This is a genomic window from Streptomyces sp. CB02959 (assembly GCF_002803155.1).
Classification (GTDB): domain Bacteria; phylum Actinomycetota; class Actinomycetes; order Streptomycetales; family Streptomycetaceae; genus Streptomyces.
The window spans coordinates 146365-165856 of record NZ_NNBP01000012.1; the positions used below are offsets into that span (position 1 = coordinate 146365).

Below are 19492 nucleotides of genomic sequence, written 5' to 3' on the forward strand. Positions count from 1 at the left end.
GGCGCGGTGCGGTGCGGGTCTACGGCCGCAGGGTCATGTGCGGGGAGAGTTCCGGCCGGTCGAGGGTGCTGTTCGCCGGTGCCTGGGCGGTGGCCCGGCCGTTGGCGGGCACCGGGAGGCCGGCCCAGGTGAGGAGTTCGGCGGTGGCCTTGGTGCGGTCGGTGTCCTTGAGCGTGGCGATGTTGGCGCCGTGGTTGCCGCCGGGGACGGTGAAGAGGTACGAGTCCCGGGCGCCGCGGCCGAGTTCGAAGTGCTTGGCGCTCCACGGGTCGAACTGCCCGTTGACGAACATCATGCGGGTGGCGTGGTGCCGCACCCAGCGGTCGACGTCCGGCATGGCGCGCCGGTCGAACCGCATGGGGATCTCGCGGGGCACGAAGCTGCGGGAGTTGTTGATGCCCGGGTAGCGCAGCAGGCCGCGCAGGTTGGGGTAGTGGTACTTGGGCTCACCGAGCTGGGTGCCGGCCTGGTAGTAGTACGGCTGGTACTTCTCCATGCCCTGGTCGGTGTAGGAGTCGAAGCCGCCGACCTTGTCGATCCAGGTCCACAGGGCGTCCGTGGAGGCGGTGGGCGCGGGCAACTCGGCGCAGGCGGTCGTGGCGGGCTGGTACTGCCAGAAGCCGAAGACCAGGTCGGTGACGAGGACTTCGTAGGCCCGGTCGGCGTTGCCGATGAGGTTGAAGGTGCGCTGGTGCTCGCCGGCCCACTTCTCGTAGCGGTTCACCATCTCGTCGCGGCGGAGCAGCGCCTCGCGCTCGACCTTGCCGACGGCGGCGCGGCACTCGGGGGTGCCGACGGTGGCGAAGAAGCGGTCGTAGGCGGCGGTGTCGTCGCGGTCGGTGTTGTTGGGTGCGACGTAGGCGACGGTGCCGTTCATGTCCTGCGGGAAGAAGCGGCGGTAGTAGGTGGCCGTCATGCCGCCCTTGCTGCCGCCGGTGGCGATCCAGTTCTTGGGGTACAGGGCGTGCAGGGCCTGGAAGATGCGGTGCTGGTCGGTGGCGGCCTGCTGGATGTCCAGCTTCTTCCAGTCGGCGGGTGCCGGGCGGGACGGGGTGAAGTAGCGGTATTCCAGGGAGACCTGGTTACCGTCGATGATCTTCGTGGGTTCGCTGCGGGACGGTGTGGTGCTGACGTTGTAGCCGGAGGTGAAGAACACCGTCGGGCGGTCCACCGACTTGTGGAGCAGGGTCAGCCGCTGCTGGAAGGTGCCCTTCTCCGGGTGCCGGTGGTCGACCGGCTGGGTGTAGGTGAGGACGAAGTAGCGGTAGCCGTCGACCGGCTTCTCCTCGATCAGGCGCATTCCGGGGATCGCGAGGATCCGGTCCTTGATGTCCGTGCCGTCCGGTCCGGCGGCGGTGGCCGCCCCTGCCGGTGCGCTGACGCTCGCCGCACTTATGAGTACGGCGAGCGCCAGCAGCCATCTCTTGCCCTTGCGCATGGGCCCTCCCCTTGGGTTGTCGAAGGTCGGGCCGAACCTATCCGCGCGGCGGGGGCGCCACCAGCCCCCATTGGGGCGCCGCCCGCGGCGGGGTGACGCGTCGTCGGGCGGGCGGGGTCGCGGTCATGCCGTCAGAAGGTTCTCCGCGGCCTCGCGCAGGGTCGCCCTGATGGCGCGGGGGTCGTCGAGGGAGCCGCCCACCATCGCTCCGTCCCGCAGCAGGACCAGGGTCCGGGCCGCGCGCTCGGGGTCGGGGTGCCCGGCGTCGCCCACCACGGTGCGCAGTACGCCGTGGAACCAGCGGCGGTGCTCGGCGATGCGGACGCGTACCGGGTGCGCGGGGTCGGGGTACTCGGCGGCGGCGTTGAGGAAGCCGCAGCCGCGGAACCCCGGCCGGCAGAGGGTGTCGCCGATCATGTCCATGAGGGCGAGCAGGGCGTCGCGGCCCCGATGGGCGGCGAGGATGGCCGCCACGGTGTCCTCCACCCCCGCTCCGCGGGCTTCCAGGTAGGCGACGACCAGTCCGTCCTTGCTGGCGAAGTGGCGGTAGAAGGTCGCCCTGGTGACCCCCGCCTCGGTGACCAGCTGCTCCACGCCCACGGCCTGGATGCCCTGCGCGTAGAACAGCCGCCCAGCGGTGTCCAGGAGGCGCTCTCTGGGATGGGTTCTCTCGGTGGCTCCCGTGGTCATGGGCACCAGGGTAGGGAAGGGGCGGTCGGCCCCGGGAGGTCAGGGGCGGGACGCCGCGGGCCCGTGCTCGTAGGTGGTGACCAGAGGCTTGGTCTCGTCGACGACGTAGGTGGACAGCATCATCGTGGTCTCCTCGCCGACGTTGCGGGCGTTGTGGATGGCGCCGGTCGGGATGAAGAAGGGGTCGCCGGTGCGCAGCCGGAGGACTCGGCCGTCGTCGAACAGCATCAGGACGTCGCCGCGGACGAGGTATCCGACCTCCACCCCGGGGTGGCTGTGCCTGCCGGACTCCTTGCCCTTGGGGATCTGCACCAGGGTCTGGACGGTGTCCCAGCCCTGGGCGGGAGAGGGGTGGCGCTGGAGCACGGTCCGGGTGACTCCGGAGGTCGGGTCCGAGGGGTCCACGGCTCCCGTGGGGCCGGTGTGGTCCGCGGGGCAGTGGTGGTGAGCGTCCCGGGGCCCGTCGCCGGTGGGTGCCGCGGTCGCGGCCGTCGGGACGAGGGCGGTCACGCCGAGGGCACCGGCGGCGGCTGCGCCTCCGTTACGGATCAGAGTGCGGCGGTCGATCATCAGCGGGCTCCGTTCGGGGAGATCATCAAAAGAGAATGACCGTTCTTTCTGCCTCGACAGAGTGCCGTCCCGCCACGGGGGAGCGCAAGGGGGAGGCGCATCTTTTTCGGACGGATCCGGCCGCCAAGCGCCCCTGATGTGCGCAGAGTTGGCGCGCGTCACCTGTTTGACCGGTGACGGATGCTGTGCCACAGTCGTCTGGCGCACCCCGGCGGCCATCGGGCCCCGGGCGCACTTGGGATCTCCCGCGAGGCACGGATCGGTCGCAGGCCGGCACTTCGAGACGCACGGAGGGCTTCACATGATCAACAGGCGTACGTTCGGCAGGGCGCTCGGCCTGGGTGCCGGCGGCGCGGTCGCCGCGACACTGGTGGGGGCGTCGGGGCCGGCGCACGCCTCGGCCGCACCGCGCCGGCCGGCCGGCGCGGCCGCCGCGACCGCCGCCGGCCCCCGCGGGAGCGGCGGGTTCCCCCCGCTCAAGACCGTGCGGGCCGGTCTGCTGGAGGTCGGCTACGCCGAGGTCGGGCCGGCGCACGGGCCGCCGGTCATCTGCCTGCACGGCTGGCCGTACGACATCCACAGCTTCGCCGAGGTCGCGCCGCTCCTGGCGGCCGAGGGGCACCGGGTGATCGTTCCCTATCTGCGCGGCCACGGCACGACGCGCTTCGTCTCCCCCCGGACCTTCAGGAACGGGCAGCAGTCGGCCCTCGCCCTCGACATCATCGCCCTGATGGACGCGCTGGGGCTGGAGAAGGCGGTGCTCGCCGGATTCGACTGGGGAGCCCGGACCGCGGACATCATCGCGGCGCTGTGGCCCGAACGCTGCAAGGCCCTGGTGTCGGTGGGCGGTTACCTCGTCGTCAACCTCGAAGCGAACCTCCAGCCGCTGGCCCCGGCGACCGAGCACGCCTGGTGGTACCAGTACTACTTCGCCACGGAGCGGGGCCGGATCGCCATGGAGGACGAGGCCAAGCGGCACGACCTGACCCGGCTGGTCTGGGACACCGTCTCCCCGACGTGGCACTTCGACGACGCCACCTTCGCGCGCACGGCCGCCGCCTTCGACAACCCGGACTACGCCGCCGTCGTGATCCACAACTACCGCTGGCGACTGAGCCTCGCCGAGGGCGAACGGCGCTACGAGCCGTACGAGAAGCGGCTCGCCACCCGGCCGGTCGTCACCGTGCCGACGGTGACGCTCGACGCCGAGCGCGACCCGTTCACGGCTCCGGGCGACGGATCGGCGTACCGGGACAGGTTCGCGGGCCCGTACGACCACCGGACCCTGAAGGGCATCGGCCACAACCTGCCCCAGGAGGCACCCGAGGCGTTCGCCCGCGCCGTCATCGACGCCGGCCGCCTCTGACGGGCCGTCGACCGCCCGGCGGACACGGGTGCACACCGAAGCGTCCGGCCCGGCGGGAGCGCCGGGCCGGGTACGGGGCAAGCGAGCGAACAGGAGGCTGACGATGCAGGACCACGGCACACAGGACGGCGACTCGGTGGTGCGCCGGGCGCGGTTCGGCGCACTGCCCGAGCGGATCGCCTACGAGGACATGGTCGAGATGAAGGCGGCCTCGCCGAGGGACCCGGAGCGCGACACCGGCACCCCCGGGGCGGGGAACCTCCTCGCCTGCCTGGCGTGGGACCTGGTGCTCTGAAGCGCGCCCTCCGCCGCCGCGCGGCGGCGGAGGGGCGGCGGAGGGGCGGCGGAAAAAACCTTTCGGACGGCCGCGCGGTGCCTGGTACGGTGGCCGCGGCAGTGATCCTTCGTAGAGGAGTCCAGACATGGCGGGTGACGACGACATCTCCGGGTGAGACCCGGATCTGATCGACCACCGGCAGGCGCACCTTCGCAGTGCCGCCGCTGTGGTCACCTCGTCGTCCCCTTTTTCCTGTCTCAGGTGCAGTGCCCTTCGCACGGCGGTTTCCGTATCGCGGCTTCCCCGGGGGAGCGCTCTGCCCTCATTTCCCCACGAGGTCATCCCATGTCCGACGCTTCCCTCATCTGCTCCCAGCTGACCTTCTCCTGGCCCGACGACACCCCGGTCTTCGCGGGCCTGTCCTTCACCGTCGGCGCCGGCCATACCGGCCTGGTGGCACCCAACGGCTCCGGCAAGAGCACCCTGCTGAAGCTGATCGCCGGTGAACTCCGCCCCACGGCAGGCGCGTTGACCGTGAACGGCACGATCGGCTACCTCCCGCAGACCCTCCCCCTGACCGGTGAACCGACGGTGGCCGAGGTGCTCGGCGTCGACGCGGTGATCCGCGCCATCGACGCCGTCGAGTCCGGTGACGTGGGCGAGGAGCACTTCACGACCATCGGCGACGACTGGGACATCGAGGAGCGCACCCGCGCCCAGCTCGACCGGCTCGGCCTCGGCCACCTCGCCCTCGACCGGACCCTGGGCACCCTCAGCGGCGGCCAGATCGTCAGCCTCGGCCTGGCGGCGCAGCTGCTCAAGCGCCCCGACGTGCTGCTGCTGGACGAACCGACAAACAACCTCGACCTCGAAGCCCGCCACCGGCTCTACGACGTGCTCTCGGACTGGAACGGCAGCCTGCTGCTCGTCAGCCACGACCGGGCCCTGCTGGACCGCATGGAACGCATCGCCGAACTCGACCGCGGTGAACTGCGGCTGTACGGCGGCAACTTCACCCAGTACCAGGAGGCCGTACGGGCCGAGCAGGAGGTCGCGGAGAAGAACGTACGCAACGCCGAACAGGAGCTGAAGCGGGAGAAGCGCGAGATGCAGCAGGCCCGCGAACGGGCCGAGCGGCGCGCGAGCAACGCCGCCCGCAACCTCAAGAACGCCGGACTGCCGCGCATCTTCGCCGGGAACATGAAGCGCGGCGCCCAGGAGTCCGCCGGCCGGGCGGGCCAGATGCACGCCACCCGCGTGAACGAGGCACAGGCCCGGCTCGACGAGGCGGGGCGCGCCGTGCGGGACGAGCAGCGGCTCGTCCTGGAACTGCCCGACACCGACGTCCCCGCCGGACGCACCGTCGTTCTGGGCGAGCGGATGCAGATCCGACGCGGCGAGCGGAACCTGTTCGCGGGGGACGGCGTCGACCTCACGATCCGCGGGCCCGAACGCATCGCGCTCACCGGCCCCAACGGCGCGGGCAAGACCACCCTGCTGCGGATGACCTCCGGCGAACTCGCCCTGGAGAGCGGGGACATCAAGCGGGCCGACGGGCGGATCGCCGTCCTGTCGCAGCGCCTGGACCTGCTCGACCCCGACCGCACCGTGGCCGAGAACTTCGCGGTGTTCGCCCCGCGGCGGCCGGAGGCGGAGCGGATGAACCTGCTCGCGCGGTTCCTGTTCCGCGGCCCCCGCGCGCACCTGCCGGTGCGCGTCCTCTCCGGCGGCGAACGGCTGCGCGCCACCCTCGCCTGCGTGCTGTGCGCCGAACCGGCCCCGCAGCTGCTGCTGCTGGACGAGCCGACGAACAACCTCGACCTGGTCGGCGCGGGCCAGCTGGAGAGCGCCCTGGCGTGCTACCGCGGCGCGTTCGTGGTGGTCAGCCACGACGAGCGGTTCCTCGCGCGGATCGGCGTCGACCGGTGGCTGCGGGTCGCCGACGGCGAGCTGACGGAGACGGGGGCGCCGCACTCCTGAGCCGCCGACGTGCCGCCCGTGCCCACGCCCGAGGTACCGCACCCGGTGGGCCCAGAAACGACCACGTCGGACGGATCACCATGCCCCACCCCGCCCTGCTCGCACACGACATCGTCCGCACCCTCGGCACCCGCCGGGTCCTCGACGGAGTCGGCCTCACCGCCTCGCCCGGCCACCGGATCGGGCTGATCGGCGAGAACGGCGTCGGCAAGACGACGCTGCTGCGCATCCTCGCCGGTGCCGACGAGCCCGACTCGGGCAGCGTCCTGCGCCCGCCCGACCTCGGCTACCTGCACCAGGAGATGCCGTTCGACGCCGGGGCGACGATCGCCGACGTCCTGGACGACGCCCTGCGCGAGGCCCGCGAGACCCTCGCGGAGATCGACCGCCTCGCCCAGGACCTGGCCCGCACCCCCGAGGACACCCCCGGCCACCCGGACCTGCTCGACGCCTACGCGCGGCACCTCGAAGCCGCCCAGCAGCGCGAGGTGTGGGACGCCGACCGGCGCGCCGCGCTCGTGCTGGACGGGATCGGCCTCGGCGCGCTGCCGCACGAGCGGCCCCTCGGCTCCCTCTCCGGCGGCCAGCGCGGCCGCCTCGCGCTGGCCGCGCTGCTGGTGCGCAGGCCGTCCGCACTGCTGCTGGACGAGCCGACCAACCACCTCGACGACGGCGCCGCCGCCTTCCTGGAGGAGCAGCTGCGCGGCCTGCCCGGGGTCGTCGTGGCGGCCAGCCACGACCGGGCCTTCCTCGACGCCGTCTGCACCGACGTCGTCGACCTCGACCCGGCGGTGGACGGCCCGGTCCGCTACGGCGGCAACTACCGCGCCTACCTGGTGGAGAAGCGCGTCGAGCGGGAGCGCTGGCTGCGGCGGCACGCCGAGGAGCAGCAGGAGTTGGCGGCGCTGCGCCGCTCGGCGGAGGTCACGGCGCAGCTGGTCGCACCGGGCCGGGAACGGCGCGACAACGAGAAGATGGGCTACGGCCACCGCTCCGGGCGCGTACAGAACCAGATCTCCCGGCGGGTGCGCAGCGCCACCCGCCGACTCCAGGAGCTCGAACGCGACCAGGTCGCGGCGCCGCCGCAGGTGCTGCGGCTGCGGCACACCCCGCTGGCCCGGCCGTCCGCGGAGGGCACCCTCGTCTCCCTGCGCCGGGTGCGGGTGCCGGGCCGGCTCGCCGTCGACCGCCTCGATGTGTCGTCGGCCGAGCGGCTGCTGGTCACCGGCGGCAACGGGGCGGGCAAGTCGACGCTGCTGGCGGTACTCGCCGGGCGCCTCGAAGCCGGCGGGGAGGTACGGCGACGGCAGGGCCTCACCGTGGGGATGCTGTCCCAGGACACCGTCTTCGACCTCCCGGACCGTACCGCCCGGGAGACCTACGAGAGCGTCCTCGGCGCCGAGCGGGCCGACGCGGTCCCGCTGGGCATGCTGGGGCTGCTGCACGAGGCGGACCTCGGCAAACCGGTGGGGCACCTGTCGGTCGGGCAGCGCCGCCGGCTCGCCCTGGCGCTCCTGATGGCCCGCCCGCCGGCGCTGCTGCTGCTCGACGAGCCGACGAACCATCTCTCCCCGCGCCTGTGCGACGAGTTGGAGTCCGCGCTGGGCACGGGTCCCGGCGCGATCGTGCTGGCCAGCCACGACCGCTGGCTGCGGCGGCGCTGGCCGGGCCGGGAGATCCATCTGAACGCCGCGGAAGGAGCGCCCGGCGGGCCTGGCCGGCGATCCTTGCGAGCGCCATAGTCACCCGTCAAGATGGTGACGTGAACCTGGATCATGTCTTTGTGTGCGGCAATCCGGCCCTGGACTTCGCGGCCACGCTCCGGGCCCGCCGCACGGCGCGGTTCGAGATGTTCGCGACACCGGACCGGCTCGACGCCTGGTACGTGGAGTCCGGCCTCGTCGACGCCGTCTCGCCCGCCCGGCAGGCCGACGTGGAGCGGGCGACGGCGGTACGGGAGGCCGTCTACCGGCTGATCACGGCCCGGCGCCGCGGCGCGGACTTCGACGACGAGGCGCTGGCCGCGGTCAACGACGCGGCCCGCAGGGCTCCCGCGGCACCGCAGCTGACCCACTCCGGCCGCTGGACGGCGGCGACGCAGCGCGAAGCGCTGTCCGCCGTCGCCCGGCACGCGGTGGAACTGCTGAGCGGCCCGGACGTCCCCCTGCTCAAGGAGTGCGGCAACCCCGAGTGCACCCGCGTCTACGTCGACCGCTCGCGCGGCAGCCGGCGCCAGTGGTGCGGCATGGAGTCCTGCGGCAACAAGCTCAAGGCCGCCGCGTACCGCGCCCGCAGGAAGACCGCCGTCACCGCGGCGGGGTGACCGCACCGATCGCGGACACACCCTAGGACACCGTGAGGGTCTCCTCCTCGCCGGTGAAGGTCCGCCAGAGTTCCGCGTAGCGGCCGCCGCGGGCGAGCAGTTGGGCGTGGGTGCCGTCCTCGATGATCCGGCCGTGGTCGAGCACCACCACCCGGTCGGCGCGGGCGGCGGTGGTGAGCCGGTGGGCCACGACGAGGGTGGTGCGGCGGCCGGTGAGGCGGTCGGTGGCTTGGTTGACGACGGCTTCGGTGGCCAGGTCCAGGGCGGCGGTGGCCTCGTCGAGCAGCAGCACGTCCGGGTCGGTGAGTTCGGCGCGGGCCAGGGCGAGGAGTTGGCGCTGGCCGGCGGAGAGGTTGCGGCCGCGCTCGGCGATCTCGTGGAGGTAGCCGCCGTCGAGGGTGGCGATCATGCCGTGTGCGCCGACCGCCCGGGCGGCGGCCTCCACCTCGGCGTCGGTGGCCTCCGGGCGGCCGTAGGCGATGGCGTCGCGGACCGTGCCGGCGAAGAGGTAGGACTCCTGGGGGACGACGCCGAGCCGGCGGCGGTAGCCGGTCAGGTCCAGTTCGCGCAGGTCGGTGCCGTCGATGCGGACCGCGCCCGCGGTCGGGTCGTAGAAGCGGGCGACGAGCTTGACGAGGGTGGACTTGCCGGCGCCGGTCTCGCCGACGAAGGCGACGGTCTGGCCGGCGGGGATGGTGAGGTCGATGTCGGCCAGGGCCTGCTCGTCGTGGTCGCCGTAGTGGAAGTGGACGCCGTCGAAGGTGAGGTCGCCGCGCAGCGCGGGGACCTCGCGGGGGTGCTCGGCGGCCGGGGTGGAGGTGGGCTGGGCGAGGAGTTCGCCGATCCGGCCGAGCGAGACGGACGCCTGCTGGTAGCCGTCGAAGACCTGGGAGAGCTGCTGGACGGGGGCGAAGAACAGGTCGATGTAGAGGAGGTAGGCGACCAGGGCGCCGGCGGTGAGGGTGTGGCCGCCGACCCGGTCGGCGCCGACGATCAGGACCAGGGCGGACGCCACGGACGACAGCAGCTGGACGAACGGGAAGTAGACGGATATCAGGAACTGGCCGCGCACCCGGGCCCGGCGGTAGGCGTCGCTGTGCGCGGCGTACCGCTCGGCGCCGTGTCCCTCGCGGCGGAACGCCTGGACTATCCGCAGCCCGGCGACGTTCTCCTGGAGGTCGCCGTTGACGGTGCTGATCCGCTCGCGGGCGAGTTCGTACGCCTTGACGCTGCGCTTGCGGAAGACGTAGGTGGCGAGGACCAGCGGGGGGAGGGTGGCGAAGACGACCAGGGCCAGCTGGACGTCGAGGGCGAGCAGGGCGAGCAGGATGCCGAAGAAGGTGAGGACCGAGACGACGGCGGTGACCAGGCCGGTCTGGAGGAACGTGGACAGGGCGTCGACGTCGGTCGTCATCCGCGTCATGATCTTGCCGGTCAGCTCGCGCTCGTAGTAGTCGAGGCCGAGGCGCTGGAGCTGGGCGAAGATCTTCAGGCGGAGGGAGTACAGGACCCGTTCGCCGGTGCGGCCGGTCATGCGGTTGGCGCCGATCTGGGCGACCCACTGGGCGGCCACCACCGCCAGGGCGAGCCCGGCGGCGGTCCAGACGCCGGCCAGGATGCCGCGTCGGACGCCGTCGTCGATGCCCTGCCGGATGAGGACCGGCAGCAGCAGCGAGGCGACCGCGTCCACGGCGACCAGGAGGAGGGCCAGGGCGAGCGGCCCGCCGAAGCCGTGCAGCAGCCGGCGCAGGCCGTAGGAGCGCTCGGGGCGGACCGCGGCGGCCTCGTCGATGCCGGGGGTGTCGTCGGCCGGGGGCAGCGCGGCGACCTGCGCGAGGAGTTCGGGGGTGGCCGGGCTGCCGGCCACCGCGGCGGCGATGCCGGGGCCGGCGGCGGTGGCCGCGCGGGGGGCGGTGCCGGCGGCGCCCGCCTCGGCCTCCTCCTCGCGGCGGACCCACAGCTCGGGGGTGATGCCGCCGGTGGCGGCCGCGGCGGCGGTGGGGTCGGCGGGCTCCTCCGGGTCGGCGTCGACCAGGGCGCCGGGGCGGCGGGGGGTGCCGTCGGGGTGCGTCCGGTCGCGGTCGGCGGCGGGCTCCAGCAGGCCGGTCGTCCCGGACGCCGCGTACTCGCCGTCGAAGCTCCCCGAGCTCTCGGCTCCGTTCGAGCGGGACAGGTCCCAACCCGCCGCCGCGCCGGCGGGGTCGTGCGGGACGCCGCCCAGCTCTTCCGGGTCGGTCAGCAGCTGGCGGTACAGGGCGCAGCGTTCGGCCAGCTCCTCCTGGGTGCCGATGTCGGCGAGCCGGCCGCCGTCGAGGACCGCGACCCGGTCGGCGAGCGCCAGGGTGGAGGCACGGTGGGCGATCAGCAGGGTGGTGCGGCCGGCCATGACGCCGCGCAGCGCCTCGTGGATCTCGTGCTCGACCCGGGCGTCGACCGCGGAGGTGGCGTCGTCGAGGACGAGCAGCCGGGGGTCGGTGAGGATGGCGCGGGCCAGGGCTATGCGCTGCCGTTGGCCGCCGGAGAGGGTCAGGCCCTGTTCGCCGACCTTGGTGTCGTAGCCGTGGGGCAGCTCCTCGATGAAGCCTTCGGCCTGGGCGGCGCGGGCGGCGGCGCGGATCTGCTCGTCGGTGGCCTCGGGGTGTCCGTAGGCGATGTTGTCGCGTAGGGAGTCGGAGAACAGGAAGCTGCTCTCGGGGACCAGGCCGATGGCGGCGCGCAGCGATTCCAGGGTGAGGTCGCGGACGTCGTGGCCGCCGACCAGGACGCGGCCGCCGGTGACGTCGTAGAAGCGGGGCAGCAGCAGGGAGACGGTGGACTTGCCGCTGCCGGAGGCGCCGATGACGGCGACCGTCTCGCCGGCTTCGATGCGGAGGGAGAACTCGTCGAGGACGCGGCGGACGGGGCGGACGGGGCGGGCGGGGCGGACGGAGCGGACGGCGGGCGCGCCGCCGGTGCCGGCACCGTCCTGCCCGTCCTGCCCGTCCTGCCCGTCGTGGCCGTCGTGGCCGTCCTCGTCGCCGGCCGGTGCGTGGTGGGGGCCGTAGCCGAAGGTGACGCGGTCGAAGACGACGGTCGCCGGGGCGCCGGCGGGCAGCGCGTGGGCGTCCGGGTGCTCCTCTATGGTCGGCTCGGTGTCGATGAGTTCGTAGACCCGCTCCACGCCGGCGCGGGCCTGCTGGCCGACGGTGAGCATCATGGCCAGCATCCGGACCGGGCCGACCAGCTGCGCGAGGTAGGTGGAGAAGGCGACGAAGGTGCCGAGGGTGATGTGGCCCTGGGTGGCCATCCAGCCGCCGAGCGCCAGCATCGCGACCTGGCCGAGCGCCGGGACGGCCTGCAGGGCGGGGGTGTAGCGGGCGTTGAGGCGGACCGTGCGCAGCCGACCGGCGAACAGGCGGCGGCTGACCTCGCGGAGCTTGCCGGTCTCCTGCTCCTCCTGTCCGAAGCCCTTGACGACCCGGACGCCGGAGACCGCGCCGTCCACGACGGAGGCGACCGCGGCGGCCTGGCCCTGCGCGTACCAGGTGGCGGGGAACAGGCGGGTGCGGCTGCGGCGGGCGATGAACCACAGGGCCGGCGCGACGGCCAGCGCGACGACTGTCAGCAGCGGGGAGAGGAACGCCATCACGGCCAGCGAGACGGCGAAGAGGAGGACGTTCCCGATCATCATCGGGAGCATGAACAGCAGGCTCTGGATGAGCTGGAGGTCGCTGGTGGCGCGGCCGACGACCTGGCCGGTGCTCAGCTCGTCCTGCCGTCGCCCGTCGAGCCGGGCTATCGCGTCGAACATCCGGGTGCGCAGGTCGTGCTGGACGTCCAGGGCGAGCCGGCCGCCGTAGAAGCGGCGGAGGTAGGTGAAGGCGTAGACCACGACGGCGGCGACGATCAGGAGGGTCGCCCAGGGGGCGAGGGCCCGGTCGTGCCGGACGATCACGTCGTCGATGATCAGCTTGGGGATGAGCGGGACAAGCGCCGTGACGGCCATCCCGGCGAGCGAGGCGCCGAGCGCCAGCAGCACGTCCCTGCGGTACTGCCAGCAGTCGCCGATCAGTCGCCGTGCCCAGCCCTGTCGTGCCGTGTCCGTCCCCGCCACCCGATGCCTCCCATGCGTCGTCTACCGCACCGGGCCAACACCGGACGCGGCCGATTTCATCCCGCCGTAACAAAACGTCGGGAGGAAACCGGCCGCGGCGTCCGGGTCGGGGTCAGCGCGCCGGGGTCACCTCCAGCTCGGCGAGGCCCGGACGGGGGGCGGGCTTGCCGCCGGGACCGGGCCGGGTGTCGCCGTGCACCGTCACGCGGACGTAACGGGCCGGGCTGCGGCCCGCGTAGCCGGTGCCGGTCCAGTGCCGGCCGTCCCGCGAGACCTGCACGACGTACGACGCCGGGCGGGTGGCGGTCCAGTGCGGGGTGATCGGGCCGACGGTGACGGTGCGGCCCAGGTCGACGGTGAGGGTGCCGTCGGCGGCGTCCGGGACCCAGGCGGTGGTGGCGTTGCCGTCGACCGCGGCGCCGGCGTAGAGGCCGGGTTCCTCGGAGGTGGCGGTGGCGGTGGCGCACCGGGCGACGTTGGTGGTCGCGGCGAGGTCGGGGCGGCGGGTCTTGAGGACGGCCGGGACGCCGCGGCTGACCAGCTTGTCGCCCTCGGGGGTGGCGAGCGGCAGGGCGGGGCCGGCGGTGAGCCGGACGGTGGTCTGGTGGGCGCCGAGCGCGACGTCGAAGGTGCGGCCCTGCCAGTGCAGGCCGCGCAGGGTGACGCCGGCGGACAGCTGCGGCGGCAGCGTCGGGTCCAGGCGCACCCGGTCCTCGGTCATCCGCAGGCCGGTCAGGCCGTGGGTGAAGACCTGGAGGAAGCCGCCCTTGCCGGTGAGGAAGTCCTGGGCGGGGCGGCCGGCGTGCGGGTCGCCGGCGCCGGCCTTCTCGCCGCGGGCCTCGGAGAACTCCGCGAACGGCCCGCGGACGAACGGCCTGATGGCGCGCTGGAGGTAGGTGTAGGTGACGCAGCCCGGCTCGCCGAGGGCGGCGGCGTCGACGGCGTGCACCGAGTCGGTCATGGCCGGGCCGTCGGGGTCGGTGCGGGCCGCGTAGTAGTCGAGGGTGGCGGCGGCCTGCTGCCGGGTCATCGGCCATTGCAGGGGGTACATCAGGAGCACCGTGTCGGCCTGCTTGATGGTCGTCCCCTTGTACCCGGCGTACTGCTCGAAGACCTTCTTGGTGCTGTCGTAGGGGATCCGCAGCTTGTCGGCGACGGTCTTCCAGGCGGCGGGGGCCGGTTCGCCCAGGAGAGTGGCGGCGCGGGTGGCGTTGCGCAGGGCGGTGGCGGCGCCGGCGTTGGTGAAGACCGCGTCGTTCACGCCGTTGCTGTACTCGTCCGGGCCGGCGACGTTCTTGATCGAGTAGCTGCCGTCGGGGTTGCGGGTGGCGCGGGAGGCCCAGAAGTCGGCGATGCCCGCAAGGACGGGCCAGCCGCGGGACTTCAGCCAGGCGGTGTCCTTGGTGGCGAGGTAGTACTGCCAGGCGGCCAGCGAGATGTCGCCCATGAGGTGGTTCTGGGTCTTGCAGTGCGGCGGGTCCCAGCTGTGGCACTCGGTCCACAGGTCGCCGGTGCCGCCGCTGGTCCAGGAGTAGAAGAGCCCCTGGTAGCCGAGGCGGCGGGCGTTGGCGCGGGCGGCGTCCCGGGTGCGGTAGCGGTAGTCGACGATCGACCGGGCGAGGTCGGGGTGGGTGGCCAGCAGGCCCGGGTACATCCAGGTCTCGGCGTCCCAGAAGATCTCGCCGGCGTAGTTGTCGCTGGTCAGGCCGGTGGGGCCGATGCTGTTGGCGCTGCCGGGGCGGGTCGCGGCCAGGAGTCCGTACTGCGCGGAGCGGACCCACGACTGGAGCTCGGGCCGCCCGGCCACCTCGATGTCGCTGCGCCACAGCTGCTGCCAGGCGGCGCGGTGCCGGGCGGACAGGGCGGCCCAGCCGGAGTCGGCGGCCCGCCGGGAGGCGGTCTCGGCGGCGGCGCGCGGGGTGCGGGAGGTGAGTGCGGTGTCCACGCCGACGTACTTGGTCAGCTCGTAGGTGCGGCCGGGGCGGACCGGGAAGGTCAGTCGCCGGTGGGCGCTGAGGGCCTCGGCCGTGGTGGCGCCGGGGCGGGGCGTCGTCGCGCGGGCGCCCGGGACGCCGGGGCCGGCGCGCAGGGTGGAGGCGACGGCGCCCTCGGTGCCGGTGCCGTCGGTGCGGAAGCCGACGGTGACCGTGCCGGAGTGGTCGGCGCGGTCGCCCGGGGCCGGGGCGGCGGGGCTCAGGCGGCGGGCGCCGCGGCCGTCGAGGGTGTCGGTGACGGTCGTCGCGCCGCTCCAGTGGGGCGTCATCCGCAGGCGGACCGCGGCGGTGTGCGCGTCGGCCCGGTCGGCGAGCACGTCGTAGACCAGGTCGGTGGCCCGGCCGTCGGCGGCGGTCCAGGTCAGCGAGGTGCGGACGAAGCCGCAGCGCAGGGAGAGGGTCTGGCGGTAGTTGCTGATGCGGCCCGGGGCGGTGGCGGAGGAGAACGTGTCGGGGTGCGGGCCGCCGGTGGTGACGTCGAGGGTGGTCCAGGTGGGGAGGGCGGCTATCGCCTGGCGGCCCTGGAGGTTCGCCGGGCCCTTGGCGTAGAGGCCGGAGACGAAGGAGCCGTCGTACTCGGGGGTCTTCAGGGGCCAGCCGGTGGTGCCGCCGGGGGCGGCGTAGCCCATGCCGTTGGGCGGGACGCGTTGGCCGAGGTAGCCGTTGCCGACGTAGGCGTGGTGGCTGTCCTGGGGGTCGATGGCGGTGGCGGTGGGGGCCCAGCCGTCGGCGGTGCAGGAGCGCTGGGCGGCGTCCGGCGCGGGCGCGGGGTCCGCGGCGGCGGCCGGGGCCGCGGCCGGGGCCAGGGCGGCGAGCAGGGTGCCGGCGATCAGGGCGGCGAGTGGTCCGCGTGTGCGGCGGGGCCCGCCGGGGTGGGCGGTGGGCCCAGGGCGCCGCCCGTCGTCGTTCCGGGCGCCCTGTCGTGGCGTCCGCTCGGTGTGGTCCATCGCTGCTCCGTCCCCGCGCGGCCGGTACCGCGCTCCGAGGCACGGACCCAGCCTCGGCTCTGTCCAACGTCTGCGCACGCTACGGGCCGAAGATCGCCGCGTCACCGTTGAATGCACGATCCACCGAATTCCGGCCGCGACCATCGGTTTCCGGCCCTCCGCAGGCCCCCGATTGGTCAATACGGGCCTCGTACGGCACACTTTTAGACTGACCAGTCAGATCAAAAGGAGGGGTTGTGGAGACCACCCGCCAGGGGGCGGCCATCAACGCCCGGGGCATCGGAGTGAAGGGCCCGCGCGGCTGGGCCTTCAGAGGCGTCGACCTCACCGCGGAGCCGGGGGCGCTGATCGCGGTGCAGGGCCCGTCGGGCTCCGGCCGCACCTGCCTGCTGCTCGCGCTCACCGGACGGATGCGGATCGCCGAGGGCCACGCCACGGTCGCCGGCTTCCCGCTGCCCAAGCGGATGGGAACGGTCCGCGCCCGTACCGCGCTCGCGCACGTGCCCGGCATCGCCGACCTCGAACCGGCCCTCACCGTCGCCGAACACCTCCAGGAACAGGCCCTCCTGGGCCACCGGGGCGCCCCGCTCCTCTGGGGCCGCCGCCGCAGGGAAGCCACCCGGGCCCTGGTCGACGCCGCGCTGGCGGCCGCCGGACTCGACCCGGCCACCCTGCCCAAGGGCCTGCGGACCTGCGTCCGCGACCTGGAGCGCCTGGAGGCGCTGCGGCTGTCGGTGGCGCTCGCCGTCATGCACCAGCCGCGCCTGCTGGCCGTCGACGACCTCGACCTCAAGCTGTCGGCGGAGGAGCGCGCCGCGGCCTGGCAGATGCTGCGGGACGTGGCGCTGGCCGGCACCACCGTCGTCGCGGTCGCCTCCGACGCCCCGGCGGACGCCCTGGTCGTCTCCACCGGCGCGGCCGCCGCCACCCCCACCGCCCACGACACCCACGACACCCACGAGGAGGAAGCGGCGCATGCGTTCGCCGAGACTGGCCGCGCTTGAGCTCCGGCGCTTCGGCCGGGGGAAACTCCCCCGCCTTGGCCTCGTCGCCCTGATGCTCATCCCGCTGCTGTACGGAGCGCTCTACCTCTGCTCCTTCTGGGACCCGTACAGCCGGCTGGACAAGATCCCGGTCGCGCTGGTCAACGAGGACCAGGGCGCCACCTCCGACGGCAAGAAGCTGACCGCCGGCGCCGACCTGGCCAGGAACGTCAAGGACAGCAAGACCTTCGACTGGGAGGAGGTCAGCGCCTCCGACGCCGCCAAGGGCCTGGAGAAGGGCGACTACTACCTCTCGCTGACCGTCCCGAAGGACTTCAGCCAGAAGATCGCCTCCAGCGGCGGTGCCGACCCGCAGACCGGTGCCCTCCAGGTCCGCACCAACGACGCCAACAACTACATCGTCGGCTCGATCTCCAAGACGGTGTTCTCGGAGATCCGCGCCAAGACGTCGTCGAAGTCCACCCGGGCCTTCTTCGACAAGATCTTCGTGTCGTTCTCGGACCTGCACGACGAGACCGCCAAGGCTGCCGACGGCGCCGGAAAGGTCGACGACGGCCTGGGCACCGCCCGTGAGAAGACGGGCGAACTGGCCGACGGGCTCGGCAAGTTGAACAAGGGCGCCGGCGACCTCAGCAAGGGCGCCGGCGACCTGAGCCAGGGCGCCGGCAAGCTGGACAAGGGCGCGGGCGACCTCAGCAACGGCGCGGCCCAGGCCGCCTCCAAGGCCCAGCAGCTCAGCCAGGGCGCGAGCCAGGTCGCGGACGGCACCCAGCAGCTCGTCGACATGGCCGACGGCATCGCCCGCAAGGACCTGCCCTTCATCAAGCAGCACGGCACGGAGATCGCCAAGGGCGCGCAGTTCGTCGCCGACGCCACCCAGGACATCGACGACTTCCTGGCCAACCTGCCGGGGAACTCCGCCCGGGCCGCCGCCCAGGCGCGCAAGACCGCCGACGACAACGAGGCCCTCTACGAGAAGCGCTGCACGGGCGGCAACACCGACCCCGACTGCGCGACCATGAAGGGCAACGCGGTCGGTGCGCGGATCGGCGCCGACCTGGCCGAGAAGCTCGACAACGACATCGCCCACAAGGACTTCGGCCAGCTGCGGGCCAAGCTGCGCGAGGTGCACCAGGGCGCCCAGATGGTCGCCGACCAGGTGCCGGACATCGTGAAGAACGCGGACGGCCAGCTCGCCAAGCTCAACCAGCTCAACGCCGGCGCCCACAAGGTCGCCCAGGGCGCGGGCCAGTTCGCCACCGGCCTCGGCACCCTCGCCAACGGTGCCGGCGACATCGCCAACGGCGCCGGCCAGCTCCACAACGGCGCCGGCCAGCTCGCCGACGGTGCCGGACAGCTCCACAACGGCCTCGGCACCGCCCACGACGGCGCCGAGAAGCTCAGCGGCGGCCTCTACAAGCTCAAGGACGGCGCCAACCAGCTGGCCACCGGGCTGCACAGCGGGGTCGCCAAGATCCCCGACTACGACAAGAAGGACCGCGACGACCGGACCGACGTGATGTCCGACCCGGTCAAGCTGGCCGCCAAGTCGATGCACAAGGCGCCCAACTACGGCACCGGCCTCGCCCCGTACTTCATCCCGCTCTCCCTCTGGGTCGGCGCGATGGTCGCGTACATGCTGCTGGCGCCGCTCGGCAAGCGGGCGCTGGCCGCGGGCGCGCCCGGCTGGCGGATCGCGCTCGGCTCCTGGCTGCCGGCCTTCGCCATCGGCGTCGTCCAGGTGCTGGCCCTGATGGCCGTGCTGCACTGGGCGCTGGGCCTGGAGATGGCCCGCGCGGGTGCCACCATCGGGTTCCTGATGCTGGCGACCGCCTGCTTCACCGCCGTCATCCAGCTGCTGAGCGCCTTCTTCGGCCCGGCGGGCCGGGTGCTGACGCTGGTCATCCTGATGCTCCAGCTGACCTCGGCGGGCGGCACCTACCCGGTGCAGACCAGCCCGGCGTTCTTCTCGGCGATCCACCCGTACCTGCCGATGAGTTACGTCGTCGACGGTCTGCGCCGCCTGATCACCGGTGGCGACCTGGACGTGGTCTGGCAGGGCAGCATCGTGCTCGCCGCGTTCACGCTCGGCGCGCTGGCCCTCACCGCCCTCGCGGCCCGCAGCCGCCAGGTCGTGCGGATGAAGGACCTGCACCCGGAGCTCAGCCTGTGAGCACCCGCTCCGGCAAGGGGGGCGGTGCCGTCGCCGGCACCGCCCCCCGCCGTACACCGACCCGGCGGCGGCTCTTCGACGCCGCCGTCACCCTCATCGCCGAACAGGGCTTCTCGGCCACCACGGTCGAGGAGATCGCCGAGCGCGCGGGGGTCGCCAAGGGCACCGTCTACTACAACTTCAGCAGCAAGAACGTCCTCTACGAGGAACTCCTGCGGGACGGCGTCGACCTGCTCGCCGCCTCCCTGCGCACCGCCGCCGACGACACCGTCGCCCGCGGCGGCACCCGGGTCGACGCCCTCGACGCGATGATCCGCGCCGGCCTGGACTTCATCGCCGGCTCCCCCGCCCTCACCCAGCTCTACGTCGCCGAACTCTGGCGCACCAACCGCACCTGGCGCGCCACCCTCACCTCCGTACGGGGCCGCGCCCTGGCGGTCGTCGAGTCGGTGCTGCGGGACGCCGTGCGCACCGGGGAGCTCAGCGGCGAACTCGACGTCCCGCTGACCGCCTCCGCGCTGCTGGGGATGGTGCTGGTCGCCGCGCTGGACTGGCAGTCGTTCCAGCCCGACCGGTCGGTCGACGAGGTGCACGCCGCACTGGCCCAGCTGGTGCAGGGGCGCGTCGGGGCGTGAAC

The 19492-nt window shown here is 73.5% G+C and carries 13 protein-coding genes; 8 read left to right on the top strand and 5 right to left on the bottom strand.

Translation table 11 applies throughout. From position 1 onward, the window contains the following. Positions 1-19 precede the first annotated feature (19 nt). The 3 genes from CG747_RS20660 to CG747_RS20670 all read right to left on the bottom strand — a co-directional run bounded on the left by CG747_RS20660 (position 20) and on the right by CG747_RS20670 (position 2698). Complete coding sequence (locus CG747_RS20660; RefSeq protein ID WP_100603257.1) at positions 20-1438, bottom strand: S28 family serine protease; 1419 nt, start codon at positions 1436-1438, stop codon at positions 20-22. Between the two features lie 123 nt (positions 1439-1561). Then, a complete protein-coding gene (locus CG747_RS20665) occupies positions 1562-2128 on the bottom strand; it encodes a TetR/AcrR family transcriptional regulator (protein WP_100603258.1) in 567 nt (188 codons plus the stop codon). Positions 2129-2167: 39 nt separating this feature from the next. Next, positions 2168-2698 carry a cupin domain-containing protein gene (locus tag CG747_RS20670; protein ID WP_100603259.1) on the bottom strand — a complete coding sequence of 177 codons (531 nt, stop codon included), beginning with the start codon at positions 2696-2698 and terminating at the stop codon, positions 2168-2170. A 301-nt stretch (positions 2699-2999) separates the two neighbouring features. Between CG747_RS20670 and CG747_RS20675 the strand changes: the two genes are divergently transcribed. The 5 genes from CG747_RS20675 to CG747_RS20695 all read left to right on the top strand — a co-directional run bounded on the left by CG747_RS20675 (position 3000) and on the right by CG747_RS20695 (position 8644). Further along, entirely contained in the window at positions 3000-4064 is a 1065-nt protein-coding gene (locus tag CG747_RS20675; protein WP_100603260.1) for an alpha/beta fold hydrolase, read from the top strand. A gap of 103 nt (positions 4065-4167) precedes the next feature. Further along, positions 4168-4359, top strand: coding sequence for a hypothetical protein (locus CG747_RS20680; protein WP_100603261.1), 192 nt, complete (start codon positions 4168-4170; stop codon positions 4357-4359). Between the two features lie 327 nt (positions 4360-4686). Further along, entirely contained in the window at positions 4687-6321 is a 1635-nt protein-coding gene (locus CG747_RS20685) for an ABC-F family ATP-binding cassette domain-containing protein (protein WP_100603262.1), read from the top strand. Positions 6322-6401: 80 nt separating this feature from the next. Then, positions 6402-8063, top strand: a complete 1662-nt coding sequence (locus tag CG747_RS20690; protein ID WP_100603263.1) for an ABC-F family ATP-binding cassette domain-containing protein — start codon at positions 6402-6404, stop codon at positions 8061-8063. Positions 8064-8083: 20 nt separating this feature from the next. Then, positions 8084-8644, top strand: a complete 561-nt coding sequence (locus CG747_RS20695) for an ABATE domain-containing protein (RefSeq protein ID WP_100603264.1) — start codon at positions 8084-8086, stop codon at positions 8642-8644. A 22-nt stretch (positions 8645-8666) separates the two neighbouring features. Here the strand turns inward: CG747_RS20695 and CG747_RS20700 are convergent, their stop codons facing one another. Both CG747_RS20700 and CG747_RS20705 read right to left on the bottom strand, forming a co-directional pair. Further along, positions 8667-12737, bottom strand: coding sequence for an ABC transporter ATP-binding protein (locus tag CG747_RS20700; RefSeq protein WP_100603265.1), 4071 nt, complete (start codon positions 12735-12737; stop codon positions 8667-8669). A 112-nt stretch (positions 12738-12849) separates the two neighbouring features. Beyond that, positions 12850-15678: a discoidin domain-containing protein gene (locus CG747_RS20705; RefSeq protein ID WP_100603266.1), complete on the bottom strand. Its 2829-nt coding sequence runs from the start codon at positions 15676-15678 to the stop codon at positions 12850-12852. Between the two features lie 236 nt (positions 15679-15914). Between CG747_RS20705 and CG747_RS20710 the strand changes: the two genes are divergently transcribed. From CG747_RS20710 to CG747_RS20720, 3 genes are read left to right on the top strand one after another with little or no spacing between them, the layout of a single operon-like run. Continuing rightward, entirely contained in the window at positions 15915-16682 is a 768-nt protein-coding gene (locus CG747_RS20710; protein ID WP_100603267.1) for an ATP-binding cassette domain-containing protein, read from the top strand. After that, a complete protein-coding gene (locus CG747_RS20715; RefSeq protein ID WP_100603268.1) occupies positions 16654-18855 on the top strand; it encodes a YhgE/Pip domain-containing protein in 2202 nt (733 codons plus the stop codon). The genes CG747_RS20710 and CG747_RS20715 overlap by 29 nt, the downstream gene beginning before the upstream one ends. Beyond that, the gene (locus tag CG747_RS20720) at positions 18852-19490 is read left to right on the top strand and encodes a TetR/AcrR family transcriptional regulator (protein WP_100603269.1); all 639 of its coding nucleotides are present in this window, start codon (positions 18852-18854) and stop codon (positions 19488-19490) included. The genes CG747_RS20715 and CG747_RS20720 overlap by 4 nt, the downstream gene beginning before the upstream one ends. Positions 19491-19492: the final 2 nt, after the last annotated feature.

Bases quoted from the DNA above. Each gene is read 5' to 3' on its own strand.
- CG747_RS20675 (WP_100603260.1), top strand. From the start codon at position 3,000: ATGATCAACAGGCGTACGTTCGGCAGGGCGCTCGGCCTGGGTGCCGGC.
- CG747_RS20715 (WP_100603268.1), top strand. From the start codon at position 16,654: ATGCGTTCGCCGAGACTGGCCGCGCTTGAGCTCCGGCGCTTCGGCCGG.
- CG747_RS20680 (WP_100603261.1), top strand. From the start codon at position 4,168: ATGCAGGACCACGGCACACAGGACGGCGACTCGGTGGTGCGCCGGGCG.
- CG747_RS20685 (WP_100603262.1), top strand. From the start codon at position 4,687: ATGTCCGACGCTTCCCTCATCTGCTCCCAGCTGACCTTCTCCTGGCCC.
- CG747_RS20665 (WP_100603258.1), bottom strand. From the start codon at position 2,128: ATGACCACGGGAGCCACCGAGAGAACCCATCCCAGAGAGCGCCTCCTG.
- CG747_RS20660 (WP_100603257.1), bottom strand. From the start codon at position 1,438: ATGCGCAAGGGCAAGAGATGGCTGCTGGCGCTCGCCGTACTCATAAGT.
- CG747_RS20690 (WP_100603263.1), top strand. From the start codon at position 6,402: ATGCCCCACCCCGCCCTGCTCGCACACGACATCGTCCGCACCCTCGGC.
- CG747_RS20705 (WP_100603266.1), bottom strand. From the start codon at position 15,678: ATGGACCACACCGAGCGGACGCCACGACAGGGCGCCCGGAACGACGAC.
- CG747_RS20670 (WP_100603259.1), bottom strand. From the start codon at position 2,698: ATGATCGACCGCCGCACTCTGATCCGTAACGGAGGCGCAGCCGCCGCC.